Here is a 17,362-nt window from a genome sequence, read left to right as displayed (position 1 = left end):
CTCTTTAATAAAAAAACCTTGCCACGAAAGTGACAAGGTTTTTTTGTTTTTAAGCTGCTGCCACAGTGAATACAAAGTAAACCTTCGCGTCAATTCAATAGCAGCTTGAGATAGTTTTTTTAGCCTGAGTTCGGGTTACTTAATGTCTAAAAATATATTCCTCTGATTTTTAAAATAACAAAAATTCTGTAAACTAAACAAAGGCTATAGTTCACGGATGAATTAAAAATTGAAAAAGATTTACGACAACTTGCTCTTTGTAGCAATAATACTCTCCATTTTATTATGCATCACTATTCCTATTTTAATGGACTTTACAGATCCACCATTCATCTCAAATGAGCTATACGACGTTGTTTTCTTTATAGCCGTCCCTATTATCTGTTGCGCACTATTTATCTATTTAAATATACTTATATTCAATAAATACAAACGCTGCAGTAAATATAGAGAATCACTTAAATACAATTTTTCAGATACAAAAATGAAATTGGCATCCATTTTCATGTACCCATTATCCCCTTTATTAATCTATGGAATACTCTATATTTTTATCTCTGATCCCATTAAATTATGGGCTTACTACACGCAAGGCGGCTATTGGTATAAGGAATATATACTGACCGATGTACAAAAATGTGGCACCGAGTATGAAGATAGTTGTACTCATTTATACTTCAAAGACCCTAAAACGAATAAAATTCATGATTTTAGGTGGTACGACGCTAAGTCTACAATAATGAACAACAAAAACGATTATGTGTATATTGTTGGTGAGGCCAACTTATTTGGCTATATAGTGAGAGATTTAGAAAGGTAACTTAGACTTACTTTTACATTACAGAACTTTTATTTAAAAACCTCACTCAAGTGAGTGAGGTTCATAAATCAAGGTTTAGGTTAAGGCAATGCTGGATAAATGTAGCTTGCATCAAGCCCTAGTGGAATACCAAGTGCCCAGTAACCTAATAAAAAGATACTCCAGCCAATCATAAAGGCGATTGAGTACGGTAGCATAATAGCAATTAAAGTACCTATACCGGTGCCTTTCACATACTTTTGACAGTACACCACCACTAATGGGAAATAAGGCATTAACGGTGTAATAATATTAGAACTTGAGTCACCTACACGATAAGCGGCTTGAGTTAAGTCTGGTGAAATGCCAAGTTGCATTAACATCGGTACAAAAATAGGGCCAAGTAATGCCCATTTTGCTGAACTTGAACCTACAAACAAGTTAACAAAGCCGGTTAAAAAGATAATTCCCACAACCGTTACTGCACTTGGCAATTCCATCGCCTTTAATAACTGCGCACCTTCGATTGCGAGTAATGCACCTAAATTTGATTTACTAAATGCAGCAATAAATAGCGAACAGAAAAATGCCATGACGATATAATATGCCATGCCGCTCATCGCTTTACTCATTGCATCAATCATATCTTTTGAAGTTTTAAAGGTACCTACCGTAAAACCATATACTGTGCCAGGTAGCCAAAAAAGTAAAAATATTAGTGGTACAATTGATTGCATTAAAGGAGAGCTAAAATTAGTAAGGGATCCGTCACTACTGCGCATTGCAGAATCGTCTGGAGCAGAGACAAATGCTAATAACGCAAGTCCTGCAATCATCACGGTACTGGCTATATAAAAGGCACGTTTTTCATCACTACGTGCATCTTCAAATACAGGTAAATCCTCTTTAGCACCATCAACCGCTGTTTTTTGTAAACGTGGTTCAATAATTTTATCGGTAATGTACCAGCCTAATGCCACAATAAATAAGCTAGATGCTGAAGCAAATGCCCAGTTATTTAACGGGTTAATTGTCATTGCAGGATTAATTATTTGCGCCGCACTTTGGGTAAAGCTTTGTAGCAATGGATCAATCCCTGATGGAATAAAGTTAGCCCCAAAACCACCACTGACTCCTGCAAATGCAGCTGCAATACCCGCAAGCGGATGGCGCCCTGCAGCAAAAAATATAACACCGGCAAGTGGAATAACTAATACATAACCTGCGTCAGTAGCGGTATGGCTCACAATAGCCACTAAAATGATTGAAGGCGTTAATAGCTTTTTAGGAGTCACTTTAAGCATTAACTTAAGACCGGTATTAATGAAGCCCGAATGCTCTGCAACACCGACACCTAACATAGCTACTAAAACGACACCTAAGGGAGCGAAGCCGGTAAAGGTTTTTACCATAGAGGATAAAAAGGTAGCGAGCGAATCACTTGCCAGCATATTATTAATAATAATCGCTTCACCTGTACGTGGGTCTATTGCATCAAAGCTTACGCCTGAAAACCACCACGACAAAAACCAAATTAATAACATTGCAAACAGAAATATTACGGCTGGATCTGGAAGCTTATTTCCTACTCGCTCAACAAAATTTAAAAAACGCGCTACAACCCCTGAAGGTAAAGCGTCTTGATTATTATTCATTCTTATTGTTCCTAAAATTTATTTTAGTAACAATATCGCATAAAAACAAAACAGTAAATTAACATGAAAATCTGCTTGAAAAGTTTTGGGCACAAAAAAACACGATAGTGATAAAAAAATCGTGTTTTTTGTGCCACTTACTGTTAAGCGAGGGCTTTAACTTCTTCCCACAAGCGTGCAACTAATGTCTTATCTTCTTCGTTAAGCTCACCATTACGATACGCTTTAACTAAGCTCTGCTCTACAGTTTCGTTTAGTTCATCTATACTGATTGTCAGCTTTTCTACTTCGGCATAGCCTACTGCAAGATCATAGTGACCTCGTAAATAGCCGCCTGCGAATAACTCATCGTCAGTTGCTTTTATTACTAAATCATCGAAGTACTGCTGGGCTGCATCGATATAGTTCACTAAACTCATTTATTAATCTCCTGGTTTTGCAAAGCACCTGTATTTTCAAGGTTTTGGTGCCCTACTGCATACATAATATGGTCGTTAAATCCGGTGGTTACTTTAATATAACCCGTTAATTCATCATCTAATTCGCCATCGCCGGTGTCACAAATAAGGGGGCGGCTATTAAGCGCTTGTAGTTTTGTTTTTGTTGCTACTACAATAATGTTTTCTTTGCCAATTGCACGTATAAGCGCAGGGCTCAATTGCTGATTACCACGGCCAAATATATGCCCTTGCCCGCCAATGAGCGTAATGACTAACTTAGTACTTTGATCATGTGTAAGCTCAAGTAATTGCTTAGCCGTTAAATCTTGAGCAACTAAGGTTTGATCTTTTATTAAATCAACGCCAAGCAACGTATTTTGAAGTCCCATTTCTTCCATTATGGCCTCAACTGTTGAGCCGCTACCCATTATATAAAATGTGTCTTCATCCATTTGCGATACAACATGCGCTGCAATGTCGGCAAGTACGAGTTCGTCGGTTTCTTTACCGCCATTTTTAACCGCTTGCATATAGCGTACTTCGCTAGGTGTTTGCATTTCGCCGTAGCGCTTTGCTTTTACTGTGCCTTGTCTAAAGGCATCTTCATCTATATCCATTACATCTGCATCAGCTAAGGTAACTAACTCCCCCTTAACCAGCATTTCGACTACGCGCCCTGCAGCTTTTGGTGTAATGGCGTACACACCAGAGTGAATTTTACAGCCTGCAGGAATACCAAGTACGGGAATGGTATCTTCGATTGCATGGCAAATATTACGCGCTGTACCATCGCCTCCAGCAAATAAAACTAAATCAACACCAAAGTCTCTAAGTACTTTTGCTGCTTGTTCTGTGTCGTCTGGGGTTGTTATAGCAGCAGTGTTGTATATAACCTCTACATTAAAGCCCAAGGCTTTTGCTGTTTGCTCACCCATGTCACCGTTAACGGTGTAAATGGTTAAGCGTTCTTTATAAGGCAATAGCACTTCAAGCGCTGCTTTTGTTCGGCTATTTGCTTTGGGTTCTGCACCTAATTCGATTGCTTTAGCGGCTGTGTGTGCGCCATCACTACCTTTTAAGGCAACTGTTCCGCCTAAACCTGCTACTGGGTTTACAATTAAACCTAATTTAAACGCCATTACAAAGCTCCTTCGGATGTTGCCAATTAAATTGCTGCGCTGTTAATGGCCACTGTGTATTATAAAAATCAGAGAGTGCTTTTAAAAGTGACTCTGTACGAGAGTTAAAGCCATTTTCGATTAACGATAATACACGTGCATGTACTCGCTGCTGAAAATCAAACCGACATGTTTGCTCGCCGTTTAAGTTATCCACCGACACATTAAAATTAAACCCTGCTGCGGTGCTTAATAACCACTCTATAGCTTGAGGCTTTACTTCTACGTTTTCAAACTCAGCTTGTTTTTGTTTGTCGCGCCCATCAGGACAATACCAATAGCCGTAATCTTCTAATAAACGACGTTCATCGCCTGCAACCAACCAGTGTGCAACCTCATGTAATGCACTCGCGTAAAAACCATGCGCAAATACAACTTGGTGATATGGCACGTGCTCTGTTGCTGGTAAATACACAGGTTCAAAATCGCCTTTTATCAGACATGTATTATGACTTTGATAAAAAGTGCGTTCAAAAATTGAAATTAGATCAGCTATTTGATGCATAAAATTAGGCTAATTAGTCTCGGTTATAGCGCTATTTTGCGCAGTAAAAACGAGACGAATTGTACGGGCTTTTACAACTAAAGTAAAAATAAGGCGTGATAGTAAAATATAAGCGGACTAATCTTTCACTTTATTGATATTTTTAATAATACCTAAACAGTAAAGAGTATTACCAAGTTCTTTACGCTGTGTTTTTTCACCTGAGGTTTTATTGGCTAAGCTAGTTAACATATCGTACCGTTTACGTAGAGTTAGTATATATCTGGCATGTCTACGGCATTCAAAGCAATGAGTACAGTGTGAATCGACCCAAAATCTTAATGTTTCAAACCAATATTGCTGCTCTTGAGCAAAAAAAATAAATGCCTTAGAGCAAGTCCCGCACTTCTCTTCAATATCAACATAAAGTGCCCGAGGATAAATGGCATAGTTTTGCTTTTTTATATCAGCCAATATTACCGTATTAGGGAAGTATTTAAGGCTCGAGTAACGCCAGTGCGCATTCTCTATCGCCTCTATTGTCACTGGGGTATTGGTAGTTATTGGTGTATTGCCATACCTTGGGTGATTTAGATACATGAGCTGCCTAGTTTAAACTTATGATTTTAAGGTATAAAACATGCCATATAAGAAAACAATAATTATACAGGCGTTCCTGCTTCATCACACTCTACAATATCGGTCTCGGTTAATGCCTGAGTGATCCATGCTTGCAATACTGGGCAGCGCATAACAAAGTCACAATATTGATGTGCCTCTGGCGATAACGTAATTTGATAGGTTTTTAAGCGCAGTACAACAGGCACATACATGGCATCAGCAATACTAAAGTCACCAAAAAACCACTCATTTGGAAACACATCTTGTTGCTGTGCAAATATTTCGTCTATACGGGCTATGTCTTTTAGTGCTTCGCTCGATAGGTCTACTTTACGGGTTGCTCTTATATTCATTGGCATTTCACTGCGCAGTGCCACAAAGCCTGAATGCATTTCAGCGCTTAGTGCACGCGCTTTAGCTCTTTGGGTAATATATTTTGGCCATGCAGCGCCTGATAAGTAAGCATCGTTAATATATTCACAAATTGCTAGCGAATCCCATACCTGTAAATCGCCATCAATTAACGCTGGGACTTTTTGCAAAGCAAAGGTCTTTTTTAGTTCATTGTAAAAGTCGGGGGTGTCGAGTACTAGCTGGGTTTCACTAAACTCAACATCAAATTTACTCATTAAATACCATGCGCGTAATGACCAGCTAGAGTAGTTTTTATTACCGATAAATAATTGCATATTGTAAATACCAAAGTGAATAGACGCTCCTACCATACTAGGTGATTTAACAACCAACAACATTTTGTTTAAAGTCTCTTTGCTAACTGTTACTTAAAGCTATTAATTACTCACTCAACTGCTTGTTTAAATGCTTTTTTAATAGTTGTGTATTACGCGTGTTAGCTTTAAAAAAGGCATCAAAAATATCACCAAAAAATGGCACTAAACCGCCCACAAAGTCTATGAGCATATTGATAATCATCTTAGTCTTTATACGTTTACTCACACCTAAACGCTGGGCTTCTATCAGCACATAACTTGATAAAATTAGCCCTGCGGCATCACCTATAACGGGAATTAAACCAATCACAGCCTCCAAACCTATATTAAATTTAGTAAAAGGAATGCCAATGCTGCTATCAGTTAACTTACTGAATCGCTCTAAGCGGGCTATTGCAGCTTGGGCTTTCATTTGTGAGTGTTCATTAATATTATCGTTCATGATTACTACCCTCCTTTTTGCAGTATATAGGGCCTACTTGAACAACTCCTGAAAGGCTTTAAACTAAATTACAGACATAAAAAAACGCGGTAGTCCGCGTTTTTTATAATTATAAATACTTACACAGAGCCGTTAATTGGCCCGTGTTCGTGGTTTACATGTGGATTTTGTCCGCGTTGGCGCAGTAAATGATCCATTAATGTAATAGCCATCATTGCCTCAGCAATCGGGATTGCACGAATACCCACACACGGATCGTGACGACCTTTGGTGATCATCTCAACCGCTTCGTTGCTTGTATTAATGCTGTTACCTGGGATGGTAATACTCGACGTTGGTTTTAGCGCAATAGAAGCAATAATATCTTGCCCTGTCGAAATACCCGCAAGTACGCCACCTGCATGGTTTGATGTAAAACCTTCAGGGGTTAGCTCGTCGCGATGCTCAGAGCCTTTTTGCTCAACTACATCAAAGCCATCACCAATTTCCACGCCTTTAACTGCATTAATACTCATTAATGAGTGTGCAAGTTCAGCGTCAAGGCGGTCAAATACTGGCTCACCAAGACCTACTGGTACGTTGCTTGCCACTACTTTTACTTTAGCGCCAACTGAGTCACCTTGCTTTTTAAGGTCACGCATATATTCGTCAAGCGCTTCAAGCTTACTTGCATCAGGGAAGAAGAATAAGTTATTTTCAACTTCGTCCCAATCAAACGTTTCCGCCTTAATAGGACCTAGCTGGCTTAAGCATGCTTTAACTTCAATACCATGAAATTGCTTTAAGTATTTTTTAGCGATAGCGCCTGCCGCTACGCGTATTGCGGTTTCACGTGCAGAGGAACGGCCGCCACCACGATAATCGCGCAGGCCGTACTTATGCCAATACGTGTAATCGCCATGACCTGGGCGAAATACATCTTTAATTTTGCCGTAATCTTGCGAACGTTGATCGGTGTTTTCAATTAATAAACCAATGCTAGTACCTGTGGTTTTACCTTCAAAAACGCCTGCTAATATTTTTATTTGATCGCTTTCACGGCGCTGCGTTGTATAACGGCTTTGGCCTGGTTTTCGGCGATCTAAATCAATTTGTAAGTCGGCCTCTGTGATTTCAAGACCTGCGGGAGTACCATCAACAACGCCGCCTAATGCAACGCCGTGGCTCTCACCAAAGGTGGACACTTTAAATAACTGTCCAATGCTATTTCCTGCCATTAACTTTCCTCATTCCTAATGACTACCAATAGCCAAGCACACGGCTTGGCTATTCATTTTTTACTTATTTTGCAAAATACTCATCTAGCTGCTTTTTGCTAATTACAAATACACCTAAGCCGCCTTGTTCAAATTCAATCCATTCAAACGGCGCGCCCGGATACAGTGCATCCATATGTACCATAGAGTTACCAACTTCTACAAATAACAAACCGTTATCAGTTAGGTGTTCACTCGCTTCACTTAAAATAGTACGGGTTACATCTAAACCATCGTGGCCTGATGCAAGCCCAAGCTCTGGTTCATGATGAAATTCACGTGGTAAGTCAGCCATATCTTCTGCATCAACATATGGTGGGTTTGCTACTATTAGGTCGTATTTTTGACCTGGTACACCGCTAAATACATCAGACTGAATAGGTAACACACGATCAGTTAACATGTAATCGTTAATGTTAATGTCTGTCACTTCAAGCGCTTCATACGATATATCTACCGCATCAACTTGTGCCTGCTCAAAAGCTTGCGCAAGTGCAATTGCGATACAACCCGAACCTGTACATAAATCTAATATACGGTTAACCGATTGTGGCTCTTCAAGCCAGGGTGTAAAGCGGTTGCTGATAAGCTCAGCAAACGGTGAGCGAGGTATAAGTACACGTTCATCCACATAAAATGGCATACCCGCAAACCATGCAATGTTTGTTAAGTAAGGTACTGGTGTGCAGTCGTTAATACGTTCTGCAATAAGACCCGCAAGTCGGTTTTTTTCTGTGCTTGTTAAACGCGCGTGCATTAATTCTTTTGGCGCATCAACAGGCAAGCTAAGCGCAGGCAGTAATAAGCTTACAGCTTCATCCCATGCGTTATCTGTACCGTGTCCAAAAAATATACTACTACTTGCAAATTGGCTTGTAGTCCAACGTAACCAGTCATGTAAAGTTGACAGTTCTGCAACGGCTTCTTCGAGTGTTGCTTCTTCTATTTGTAAATCGCTCATATATTTTTACCTGTATTAGCTTACTGACTGTTTTGAGTCTTTAAGACGATTGCATTGCCTATCTGCGCTGGGCAAATTACAATTGCCCCTCATTTAAGTATTGTACCGCCTTTTGCGCTGCGTTTTTACGTTTTTTTGTTTAGGTAATAGTTATGAAAAAAGACACTCCATCACATTCGTCCCTAAGCAATGACGACATAAGCTTATTTCGTCAAACGATCACAGGCGCCAAAGTATTTAAACAAGATACTCATCGTTTTGATACAAAGCCTAAGGTGTCACAAGCTAAGCAATTTGCCCAGCAAAAAAAGCAGGCTCAATCTGAATTTTTCTTCTCAGACGTTTATATTCCCGATATAGACACCCACGGCACGGTTAAATATGTAAAACCAGGCCAAGATACCTTCCTAGCTAAACAGCTTCGCCGTGGTGACTTTGCACCCGATTTGACGCTAGATTTACATGGCTTAAATAAAGAACTTGCTAAAGATGAACTCGCTGGACTCATTCACGAATGTAAAAAGCAGCATTACTATTGTGCATGTGTAGTGCACGGTATTGGCGGCGGCGTACTAAAGCACAAAGTGCCTCAGTACTTAGTACAGCACCCTGACGTAATAGCGATGCACCAAGCCCCTCTCGAATATGGTGGTAGAGGCGCAGTACTCATACTAATTAATTTACCGCAAAGTGATGAATTTAGACGCTAACTTTAGCTATTACTAGGATGTAACTTCGTGCATATTTTTTCAATTATTTTTCCGCTCATTTTTATTGTGGCGTTTGGTTACAGCTGTTGCCGATTAAAATTTTTCGAAAAGCAGCATATTGCAGGCTTAAGTAAATTTACTTTTTATATTAGTTTGCCTGCTTTTTTATTGTTAAATATGTCGCAAATTAACTTACAGCAAAGCATTAGCCTTTTTGCATTTTTGAGTTTTTACATACCGGTTCTGAGTGTATTTGGGGTGGGTATTTTAATTGACCGCTTTTATTTAAATAAAAAGTATTTAAAAAATTACCAACAACACGGCGTCTTTGGACTTGCTTCTAGCTATTCAAATATGGTGTTAGTGGGTATTCCTATTGTTATTGCATCGCTTGGCAAAGAGATGATAGCCATTGCGTTTATGATCATTACTTTTCATAGCACATTGTTATTTGCACTTACTTTTTTAATAGGCGCTAAAGGCAGCAGCGATAAATTTTCGTGGTCGCACTTTGGAAAAAGTATGGTGTTAAATCCAATAGTACTGAGTATTGGATGCGGGCTTATATTAAACATTTTAGGAGTAACACTATTCACCGACTTAGCAAATAGTTTGGATCTATTAGCTAAACCAGCAATTGCCTGTGCGCTATTTGTACTTGGTGCTAATTTAGCTTTTTATAAAATAGCAGCAAATTGGCAACCCGCGTTAATAGCATCAATTTTAAAAATATTTTTATTGCCTGCGTTAGTTTTATTGGTAGGCACCTATGTATTTAAGCTAGACACGCAAATACTTAATGTATTGGTACTTTTAAGTGCGTCCCCTGTTGGCGTAAATGCTTATCTTATTGCGAGTCAAATAAAGCAGCATGAAGCTACTCTTGCTGGGGCTGTCGTACTTTCTACTATCTTAAGTGTTATTAGCTTTACGTTTTGGCTAGCTTTATTACTTTAGCTTACAAACCGCCGGCTACATCAACAAAACTACCCGTTGTAAAAGAAGCGTGCTCCGAAGCTAAAAAGTAAATTGCTGCAGCAACTTCCTCGGGTGTACCGCCTCTGCCAAGGGGTAATTTACTTTTAAGACGATCGACTCGATTTTTTTCGCCGCCATCACTATGCATATCAGTGTAAATAAGCCCAGGTCTAACAGAGTTAACACGAATACCTTTACTTGCCACCTCTTTTGCCAAGCCAATAGTAAATGTGTCCATTGCACCTTTAGATGCTGCATAATCAATGTACTCATTAGGAGAGCCCGTTTTAGCGGCCCCCGATGAAACATTAACAATACTACCGCCATTTCCCATTCGCTTTATTGCCTCACGACTACATAAAAAAGCACTGGTAATATTTGTAGTCAAAACTTCGTTTATGCGCTCAGCACTCATTTCTAACAAAGGCATTTGTGGTTTTAAAATACCGGCGTTATTTATTAGTACATCAAGTTGACCTAACTCTTTATCAATAAAGTCAAATAACGCCAAAACATCTGCCTCTTTCGACACATCTGCTTTTATAACTTGAGCCCTAACGCCAGAGCTTCTGACTTGATCGGCTACTAGCTTCGCACTAGCTAAATCAGCTTTATAATTAATGCAAACATCATAACCATGCTTTGCAAAATATAGTGCAGTAGCTGCGCCAATACCTCGACTAGAGCCTGTGATAAGTACAACGGGGGAGCGAGTCATTAAAGCTATTATTCTTTTAAAGCTGCGACTACTGAAATTTCAACAAGCAGTGCATCACGTGCCATTTTAGCTTCCACACAGGCACGTGCTGGTGCACAACCCTCGGGTACCCATGCATCCCATACTGCATTCATATCAGCAAAGTATTCCATGCTCTTTACATAAATAGTCGCGCTAAGCATATGTTCTTTTGAACTTCCCGCTTCATCAAGCAATGCCTCTACTTTATCAAGCATAGTTTGAGTTTGTTCTTTGATATCTTTTTGCGCGTCGGCGCATACCTGCCCACATAAATACACAGTGCCGTTATGTTTTACAATGCGGCTCATGCGCGCACCTGTTTGTAAACGTTCTATTGTCATTTTACTTTACTCAATTATTTATATTTAAACGTTTTCTGGGGCATTTATACTTAAATAACTACTACGCTGGGTTTGCTCATCGTAACTAATAACAGCAACAGCCCCCGTATTAAAAATGGGCATATTGCCAGGGCTTAATTGGTCCACTAAGTAACTTACAATAGGCATGTGTGCCACTATAAGCCATGTATTGCATTGGGTGTGAGTAGCAATAAGTGTTTCGATGTAGTCAGCAGCAATTTGAGGTTTGCCTTCGGGAATTATATCAGACGTGGTTTCGCTAAATTTAAATACGTTATTTTTAGCCACACCTGCAGCTGTTTGCTGTGCTCGAATGTAAGGACTAACTAACAGTGCATCAGGGTAATGTGCTTTACTGAGCCAAAGGCCCATTTTTTCAGCTTCATCATGCCCTGCTTGGGTTAAATTTCTACCTGCATCATCAGCCTGCATGGGTGTTGCTTCGCCGTGGCGCATTATTAGGATTGTTTTCATAAAAAATCAACCGATTAAAGAATATAAAACAGTAGCCAGTTTGCCCGTTTGTCAGCTATATTAACAATATAAATCTATTTATTTCTAAAATAGTTCTTTCATGAGATTCAGGTAAATCTTTAAGCTGTACTTCGCTTTCCTGAAGCCATCATCTGTTGTTAACAAGTAAACGTTTAGTTTCAGGAGCATCATTTGAATATCAGCCGCAATGATAACAGAGCATACCGCGCCTTTACACTGGACAATGGTCTAAAAGTACTATTAGTGCAAGATAAAGATTCTACAAAAGCGGCAGCATCAATGGCAGTTAACGCCGGACATTTTGACGACCCTCTTGATAGGCAAGGCCTAGCACACTTTTTAGAGCACATGCTTTTTTTAGGCACTGACCAGTATCCAGATTCAGGTAGTTTTAATAATTTTGTTTCGCAAGCTGGCGGCAACACCAATGCGTGGACCGGCACTGAGCATACCTGTTACTTTTTTGATATTAACAATCAAGAATTTGAACAAGCACTTACCCAATTTAGCCGCTTTTTTATTGCGCCTCTTTTAAATTCAGCCGAAACAGAAAAAGAACGTAACGCAATTGAAGCCGAGTTTAAACTAAAAATAAAAGACGACGGTCGCCGTATTTATCAAGCCCACAAAGAAACGGTAAATCCAGCTCATCCATTTGCTAAATTTTCTGTAGGAAACCTACAAACCTTAGCTGACAGAGAGCGCTGTATTAGTGATGAGCTTCGTGACTTTTTTAATAGCCAGTACCAAGCTCAGTGGATGACTTTAGTTATTTGCGCAAACGAAACACTAGACACACTACAAAGCTGGACTCAAACTTACTTTGGCGCAATTAACGGCAACAAAAACCTTAAAAAGCCAGAGATCAGTGAGCCACTTTATCGTAAACAAGACATAGGAAAAATACTCCATATTGAGCCACATAAGCATATGCAAAAACTTATTATAAGTTTTGCTATGCCTAATATTGACGACTTTTATCGCCATAAAACAGTAAGTTTTATTGCCCACTTACTTGGCTATGAAGGCGCTGGTTCTCTTTATTCTATTTTAAAAGAACAAGGCTGGATCAATGCACTTTCTGCTGGCGGTGGTATTAATGGCAGCAACTTTAAAGATTTTAATATTAGCTTAGCGCTTACCGATGAGGGTATTGAATACTTTGAAGATATTATTGAAATGGTGTTTGAATACATTTGTTTAATTAACGATAACACCGAAAAATTGCCGCGCTTATATCAAGATAAAAAAAATCTATTACAAATAGCATTCGATAACCAAGAAAAATCACGCTTAATTGATTGGGTCAGTAATTTAAGCATTAATATGCAGCATTACGATGAAGCAAATTACGTGCAAGGCGACTATTTAATGGAAGGCTTTAAAAAAGCGACCCACGAAATGGCCATGCAGTGGTTAACGCCACATAATATGCGCATCGTACTTATACATCCAGATGTAGAGCCTGAACATAAAACGGCATGGTACAACACACCATATAAAGTAGAACATATTTCACCTAGTTGGCTTGATGCCCTTAGCGAGATAAATAAGCCGTTGAGCGAAATGCTGCTACCTACAGCTAATCCTTATTTAACAAAAGAAGTGGTGTTATTTGATGTCGTAAAACCACAAACAAAACCCGAGTTATTAGTAAAAGAACCCGGTTTTGACTTTTGGTTTAAACAAGACAACACATTTCGTGTTGCTAAAGGCCATTTTTATTTGGCCATGGATTCTGATTTTGCCGTAAAAGATGTAAAACATATGGCACTCACCCGCTTATTTACAGATTTATTTATGGATAGTGTGGGCGAGCAATTTTATCCAGCAGAACTTGCGGGACTTAGCTACCACTTAACCTCGCATCAAGGTGGATTAACTCTACATACCGCGGGGCTTTCATCTAGCCAGTTAGAGCTTGTTGATCAATTAATAGATGCTTTATTTAATGTAGAGATCTGTGCAAAACGCTTTGCTGAATATAAAAAACAGCTTGTAAGGCATTGGCGCAATAGCAACCAAAACAAACCAGTCAGTGAGTTATTTAGCATTTTAGGCGCAAAAATAATGCCTTGGAACCCACAACCTGGGGAGCTTGCATCGGCATTAAAAAACACCTGTTTTCAGCAATTTAATGAGTTCAGAACAGACTTTTTTAAAGCACTACATGTTGAATCATTTTTACATGGTAACTGGCAGCAAAGTGATGCAATAGCCTTTCAAAAAAAGGTCGCAAATCACTTAAAAAACGCAACCATAATTGAAGATTTAAGACGCCCTCTTTTTGAAATTAAAAAAGTAACTCGCTACGAGTTAGAGCTTCCTTGTAACGACCATGCAATGGTTATTTACTATCAAGCGCAAACGGATTGCGTGGCCGAAAAAGTAAAAATGATGGCGTTAAATCATTTAATTAATCAAGATTACTTTAATGAATTACGAACTACACAGCAACTTGGTTATTTAGTAGGCGCTGGTTATGCACCATTTAACACGCGTGCTGGTATAGCATTTTATGTGCAGTCACCTAAGTTTGATGCAAAAACATTATTGCATCGACATAACCGTTTTATTAAAAACTACCTTGATAATATTGATGCACTTGATGAAAACGATTGGCAACAGCAAAAACACGGCCTTAGTACTCATATTGCAGAAAAAGATAAAAACCTGCGCCTGCGCTCACAACGGTTATGGCTTGCTATTGGTAACAGAGATCATGAATTTTATATGCAACAACGACTTTTAGATGCCTTAAATGCGCTAACCCTAAAAGAACTAAAAGTTTATGCACTAAGCCTATTTGATGATAATAGACCAAGATATGAGCTTTTAAGCTCGGCAAAAGTCAATAAATCTCAAAATATGCCCGTTTACTCTCAATCTCTTTGACACTAGGTTTAGCTTGTTTTAAATTATCATTTGTAAATTAGAAGTAATAAAAAAATGATAAAAATAATAATAAAACTAAGCATGCTTGTAGTACTTGCTTACTCATTTGAGCTTTTTGCCTTTGAGTCATCATTTAATTACAACTCCGACAATATACTTATACTAGCAAGCGCCATTATAGCGCTTGCTTTGCCCTACCTGTTATTTGTAATCCACAAACTTAGACGCTCACGCCGTCAACTCCGTCTTTCGGAAAAACGCCTTAAAAGTACTGTAGAAGGTAGCGGCGATACACTTTGGGACTGGAACATAAAAACAGGCGAAGTTATTCGTATTAACGATAAGTACTTAATGGATTCGACTACCTTAATGGGGTTTCCGCCAAACAAAGGCCTTATTCACCCTCACGATATTAATAACGTTGAGCACTTGTTAAAAGTACACTTTGCAGAGCAGTCTGCTTTTTTTGAAGCCACCTACCGAATCAAAGATACATTTGGTCGTTGGCATTGGGTACTCGATCGCGGAAAAATAATTGAAAAAGACGCCAACTTATCACCCCTTAGAATGACAGGTACCGTTCGCGATATATCACAGTTAAAATCAACGGAAGAGCGCTTAAACCTTTTTGCTAAATGTGTTGAATCACTCACTGACGCCTTAGCAATTTACGATAAAAACTTTAAACTGGTTGATATAAACCCGAGTTTTTTAACCTTGTTTGGTGGCGTACGCGAGCAATACTTAGGAAAAGATTTCAACCTATCTGGGTATGAGCCAAGCTACACAAACAGAATTATTGAAATAGTAAAAGAGCGCGAACATATCCAACAAGAAGTGAAGCTTCGTAATAGTGAGCGTGTTTTATTGCCTATAGAAATATCGATAGATGAAATTAAAAACGATCAAAATCAAATAACTAATTATGTCGTTGTTTATTCAGATTTAACAGAGCGTAAAAAAGCCGAATCGCAGTTACATAACTTATCGAATCGAGATCGCACAACTAGTCTGCCTAACCGAAATTTATTTTTTACTGATTTGCAAAAGCTAGTAAAGCTCAACTCGCATCACGCCTTGCTTGTATTCGATTTAGATAACTTTAAAAAAATAAATGACTCGTTAGGGCATCAACTAGGTGACAGCTTATTAGCTAAACTAGCAATGCGCTTAAATAAACTAACCCGCGAAAATGATGTATTTTATCGTTTAGGCGGCGATGAGTTTGCTCTTGTAATGTCTGACACTAACGACATACATGTAATTACACGTATGGCAAAACAGTTTTTAGCAGCCATTGCTACACCATTTAAAATGGCTGGCCACGAACTGGCAATCACCTCAAGTGTAGGCATTGTATTATTTCCAGAAGACGGTAATACGCCTGAACTGCTTTTAAAAAATGCAGATACCGCGATGTATCATGCTAAAAAGAAAGGTAACAGCTACTTATTTTTTAACGACACGATGAACCGTCAAGCCGTTAAACGACTGCAAATTGAAAACCTCATGCGCTTTGGTTTAAAAGAAGACCATTTTGAAGTGTACTACCAACCAAAAATGAATATTCGCACAGGCAAGCTAACCGGAATGGAAGCATTAGTGCGCTTTATTACACCCAAAAAAGGCATTATTAGTCCGGGAGTTTTTATACCTATAGCCGAGGAAACTGGCCAAATAATTGAAATTGGTGAAGTGGTATTAAACAAAGCCTGCAGAGACGTAAAAGAATGGCTAGATAGCGGTTTATTTAGCGGCCGAGTAGCTGTCAACTTATCAGCAAAGCAATTTAGCCTCCCCGATTTAACTTCTCGTATTGACGTTATTTTGCAAAAAAACGAATTACCTTCTTACTTTTTAGAGCTTGAAATAACAGAAGGTACTGTAATGGACGACCCTAAAGAAGCCATTGCAATTATGCGTTCGTTAAGTGCCCGAGGTATTCATTTAGCAATGGATGATTTTGGTACTGGTTATTCATCATTAGCGTATTTAAAGCAATTTCCGCTTAATACACTTAAAGTAGATAAAGCATTTATAGATGACATGACCAACGAACGTGGGCGTAATATGGTCGACTCAATAGTCACTATTGCGCATAACCTTGATTTGCATGTAGTTGCTGAAGGTGTAGAACAAGCTCATCAAATTGATATACTTAAAAAGCTTAATTGCGAAACAGTACAAGGTTATTACTATTCTAAGCCACTATCAAAAAGTGAATTTACTGAATTTTTAAAGCAGCAACAAACTAAAGCAGCCCCAAGCTTAATTAGAAAAAATAAAAATGTGGCGTCGATAAATTAAGGGCGCCATATACACGCATTTATACCTACATTTCTTACTAAAGCACGGCGATAATGTAGATTAAATAAGCACCAGGCCACAGGCCCAAGTAAACCGCCTAAAATAAGCCATCGCTTAATTGGCATACCTTTTTTAATGGCTTCTAAATACATTAAAGCTATAAATGCACTGCTTAGTAAAACTATAAACAAAATTACCCTTTAAAGTTGCTCAAAAATACGGCACTTATTCTAACGCTAACGTGATTAAATTTAAAGCAACAAATCCCCCGCGCGCACAAAAAAGCCGAAGCTGTTAAACACAGATTCG

At 38.8% G+C, this 17,362-nt stretch carries 17 protein-coding genes; 4 read left to right on the top strand and 13 right to left on the bottom strand.

The window, feature by feature from the left end; all coding sequences use genetic code 11:
- Positions 1–900: 900 nt before the first annotated feature.
- The 9 genes from I6F54_RS15910 to prmB form a co-directional block, all read right to left on the bottom strand.
- Positions 901–2,454, bottom strand: a complete 1,554-nt coding sequence (locus tag I6F54_RS15910; protein ID WP_197142247.1) for an AbgT family transporter — start codon at positions 2,452–2,454, stop codon at positions 901–903.
- A 143-nt stretch (positions 2,455–2,597) separates the two neighbouring features.
- Positions 2,598–2,873 (bottom strand): YfcL family protein, encoded by a 276-nt coding sequence (locus I6F54_RS15905; protein ID WP_008138544.1) that lies wholly within the window; start codon positions 2,871–2,873, stop codon positions 2,598–2,600.
- A complete protein-coding gene (locus tag I6F54_RS15900) occupies positions 2,870–4,033 on the bottom strand; it encodes an ATP-NAD kinase family protein (protein ID WP_197142245.1) in 1,164 nt (387 codons plus the stop codon). The genes I6F54_RS15905 and I6F54_RS15900 overlap by 4 nt, the downstream gene beginning before the upstream one ends.
- A complete protein-coding gene (locus I6F54_RS15895; RefSeq protein ID WP_010554670.1) occupies positions 4,023–4,577 on the bottom strand; it encodes an elongation factor P hydroxylase in 555 nt (184 codons plus the stop codon). The genes I6F54_RS15900 and I6F54_RS15895 overlap by 11 nt, the downstream gene beginning before the upstream one ends.
- 117 nt (positions 4,578–4,694) lie before the next feature.
- Positions 4,695–5,156, bottom strand: coding sequence for a zinc-ribbon domain containing protein (locus I6F54_RS15890; RefSeq protein ID WP_010554668.1), 462 nt, complete (start codon positions 5,154–5,156; stop codon positions 4,695–4,697).
- Positions 5,157–5,218: 62 nt separating this feature from the next.
- Positions 5,219–5,866 (bottom strand): glutathione S-transferase family protein, encoded by a 648-nt coding sequence (locus I6F54_RS15885; RefSeq protein ID WP_197142243.1) that lies wholly within the window; start codon positions 5,864–5,866, stop codon positions 5,219–5,221.
- A 106-nt stretch (positions 5,867–5,972) separates the two neighbouring features.
- Positions 5,973–6,350: a DUF4112 domain-containing protein gene (locus I6F54_RS15880; protein WP_007583361.1), complete on the bottom strand. Its 378-nt coding sequence runs from the start codon at positions 6,348–6,350 to the stop codon at positions 5,973–5,975.
- Between the two features lie 119 nt (positions 6,351–6,469).
- Complete coding sequence (aroC, locus tag I6F54_RS15875) at positions 6,470–7,567, bottom strand: chorismate synthase (protein WP_008138551.1); 1,098 nt, start codon at positions 7,565–7,567, stop codon at positions 6,470–6,472.
- Between the two features lie 64 nt (positions 7,568–7,631).
- Positions 7,632–8,567: a 50S ribosomal protein L3 N(5)-glutamine methyltransferase gene (gene prmB, locus I6F54_RS15870; RefSeq protein WP_165725676.1), complete on the bottom strand. Its 936-nt coding sequence runs from the start codon at positions 8,565–8,567 to the stop codon at positions 7,632–7,634.
- A 152-nt stretch (positions 8,568–8,719) separates the two neighbouring features.
- Between prmB and smrB the strand changes: the two genes are divergently transcribed.
- Both smrB and I6F54_RS15860 read left to right on the top strand, forming a co-directional pair.
- The gene (gene smrB / locus I6F54_RS15865) at positions 8,720–9,277 is read left to right on the top strand and encodes an endonuclease SmrB (RefSeq protein ID WP_007377742.1); all 558 of its coding nucleotides are present in this window, start codon (positions 8,720–8,722) and stop codon (positions 9,275–9,277) included.
- Between the two features lie 27 nt (positions 9,278–9,304).
- Positions 9,305–10,234: an AEC family transporter gene (locus I6F54_RS15860; RefSeq protein WP_007580614.1), complete on the top strand. Its 930-nt coding sequence runs from the start codon at positions 9,305–9,307 to the stop codon at positions 10,232–10,234.
- Between the two features lies 1 nt (position 10,235).
- Here I6F54_RS15860 and I6F54_RS15855 read toward each other — a convergent pair whose 3' ends face one another.
- The 3 genes from I6F54_RS15855 to sixA are packed head-to-tail and all read right to left on the bottom strand — an operon-like array spanning position 10,236 to position 11,830.
- A complete protein-coding gene (locus I6F54_RS15855) occupies positions 10,236–10,973 on the bottom strand; it encodes an SDR family oxidoreductase (protein WP_165729182.1) in 738 nt (245 codons plus the stop codon).
- 8 nt (positions 10,974–10,981) lie between these two features.
- The gene (locus I6F54_RS15850; RefSeq protein WP_165729180.1) at positions 10,982–11,335 is read right to left on the bottom strand and encodes a RidA family protein; all 354 of its coding nucleotides are present in this window, start codon (positions 11,333–11,335) and stop codon (positions 10,982–10,984) included.
- Between the two features lie 24 nt (positions 11,336–11,359).
- Positions 11,360–11,830: a phosphohistidine phosphatase SixA gene (gene sixA / locus I6F54_RS15845; protein WP_165729179.1), complete on the bottom strand. Its 471-nt coding sequence runs from the start codon at positions 11,828–11,830 to the stop codon at positions 11,360–11,362.
- 192 nt (positions 11,831–12,022) lie between these two features.
- Between sixA and I6F54_RS15840 the strand changes: the two genes are divergently transcribed.
- Both I6F54_RS15840 and I6F54_RS15835 read left to right on the top strand, forming a co-directional pair.
- Positions 12,023–14,746: an insulinase family protein gene (locus tag I6F54_RS15840; protein ID WP_165729178.1), complete on the top strand. Its 2,724-nt coding sequence runs from the start codon at positions 12,023–12,025 to the stop codon at positions 14,744–14,746.
- Between the two features lie 54 nt (positions 14,747–14,800).
- Complete coding sequence (locus I6F54_RS15835) at positions 14,801–17,053, top strand: sensor domain-containing protein (protein WP_007580604.1); 2,253 nt, start codon at positions 14,801–14,803, stop codon at positions 17,051–17,053.
- Here the strand turns inward: I6F54_RS15835 and I6F54_RS15830 are convergent.
- Positions 17,050–17,244 carry a hypothetical protein gene (locus I6F54_RS15830; RefSeq protein WP_007580601.1) on the bottom strand — a complete coding sequence of 65 codons (195 nt, stop codon included), beginning with the start codon at positions 17,242–17,244 and terminating at the stop codon, positions 17,050–17,052. The genes I6F54_RS15835 and I6F54_RS15830 overlap by 4 nt on opposite strands.
- Positions 17,245–17,362: the final 118 nt, after the last annotated feature.

The sequence above is a fragment of the Pseudoalteromonas sp. SWXJZ10B genome (genome assembly GCF_015864475.1).
Taxonomy (GTDB): Bacteria; Pseudomonadota; Gammaproteobacteria; order Enterobacterales; family Alteromonadaceae; genus Pseudoalteromonas; species Pseudoalteromonas arctica.
This window is presented reverse-complemented; position numbering and strand designations above follow the sequence as displayed.

What these genes read in the sequence shown, in the direction of transcription:
- I6F54_RS15910 (WP_197142247.1), bottom strand. Translation starts at nt 2,454, where the DNA reads ATGAATAATAATCAAGACGCTTTACCTTCAGGGGTTGTAGCGCGTTTT.
- I6F54_RS15905 (WP_008138544.1), bottom strand. Translation starts at nt 2,873, where the DNA reads ATGAGTTTAGTGAACTATATCGATGCAGCCCAGCAGTACTTCGATGAT.
- I6F54_RS15900 (WP_197142245.1), bottom strand. Translation starts at nt 4,033, where the DNA reads ATGGCGTTTAAATTAGGTTTAATTGTAAACCCAGTAGCAGGTTTAGGC.
- I6F54_RS15895 (WP_010554670.1), bottom strand. Translation starts at nt 4,577, where the DNA reads ATGCATCAAATAGCTGATCTAATTTCAATTTTTGAACGCACTTTTTAT.
- I6F54_RS15890 (WP_010554668.1), bottom strand. Translation starts at nt 5,156, where the DNA reads ATGTATCTAAATCACCCAAGGTATGGCAATACACCAATAACTACCAAT.
- I6F54_RS15885 (WP_197142243.1), bottom strand. Translation starts at nt 5,866, where the DNA reads ATGCAATTATTTATCGGTAATAAAAACTACTCTAGCTGGTCATTACGC.
- I6F54_RS15880 (WP_007583361.1), bottom strand. Translation starts at nt 6,350, where the DNA reads ATGAACGATAATATTAATGAACACTCACAAATGAAAGCCCAAGCTGCA.
- aroC (WP_008138551.1), bottom strand. Translation starts at nt 7,567, where the DNA reads ATGGCAGGAAATAGCATTGGACAGTTATTTAAAGTGTCCACCTTTGGT.
- prmB (WP_165725676.1), bottom strand. Translation starts at nt 8,567, where the DNA reads ATGAGCGATTTACAAATAGAAGAAGCAACACTCGAAGAAGCCGTTGCA.
- smrB (WP_007377742.1), top strand. Translation starts at nt 8,720, where the DNA reads ATGAAAAAAGACACTCCATCACATTCGTCCCTAAGCAATGACGACATA.
- I6F54_RS15855 (WP_165729182.1), bottom strand. Translation starts at nt 10,973, where the DNA reads ATGACTCGCTCCCCCGTTGTACTTATCACAGGCTCTAGTCGAGGTATT.
- I6F54_RS15850 (WP_165729180.1), bottom strand. Translation starts at nt 11,335, where the DNA reads ATGACAATAGAACGTTTACAAACAGGTGCGCGCATGAGCCGCATTGTA.
- sixA (WP_165729179.1), bottom strand. Translation starts at nt 11,830, where the DNA reads ATGAAAACAATCCTAATAATGCGCCACGGCGAAGCAACACCCATGCAG.
- I6F54_RS15835 (WP_007580604.1), top strand. Translation starts at nt 14,801, where the DNA reads ATGATAAAAATAATAATAAAACTAAGCATGCTTGTAGTACTTGCTTAC.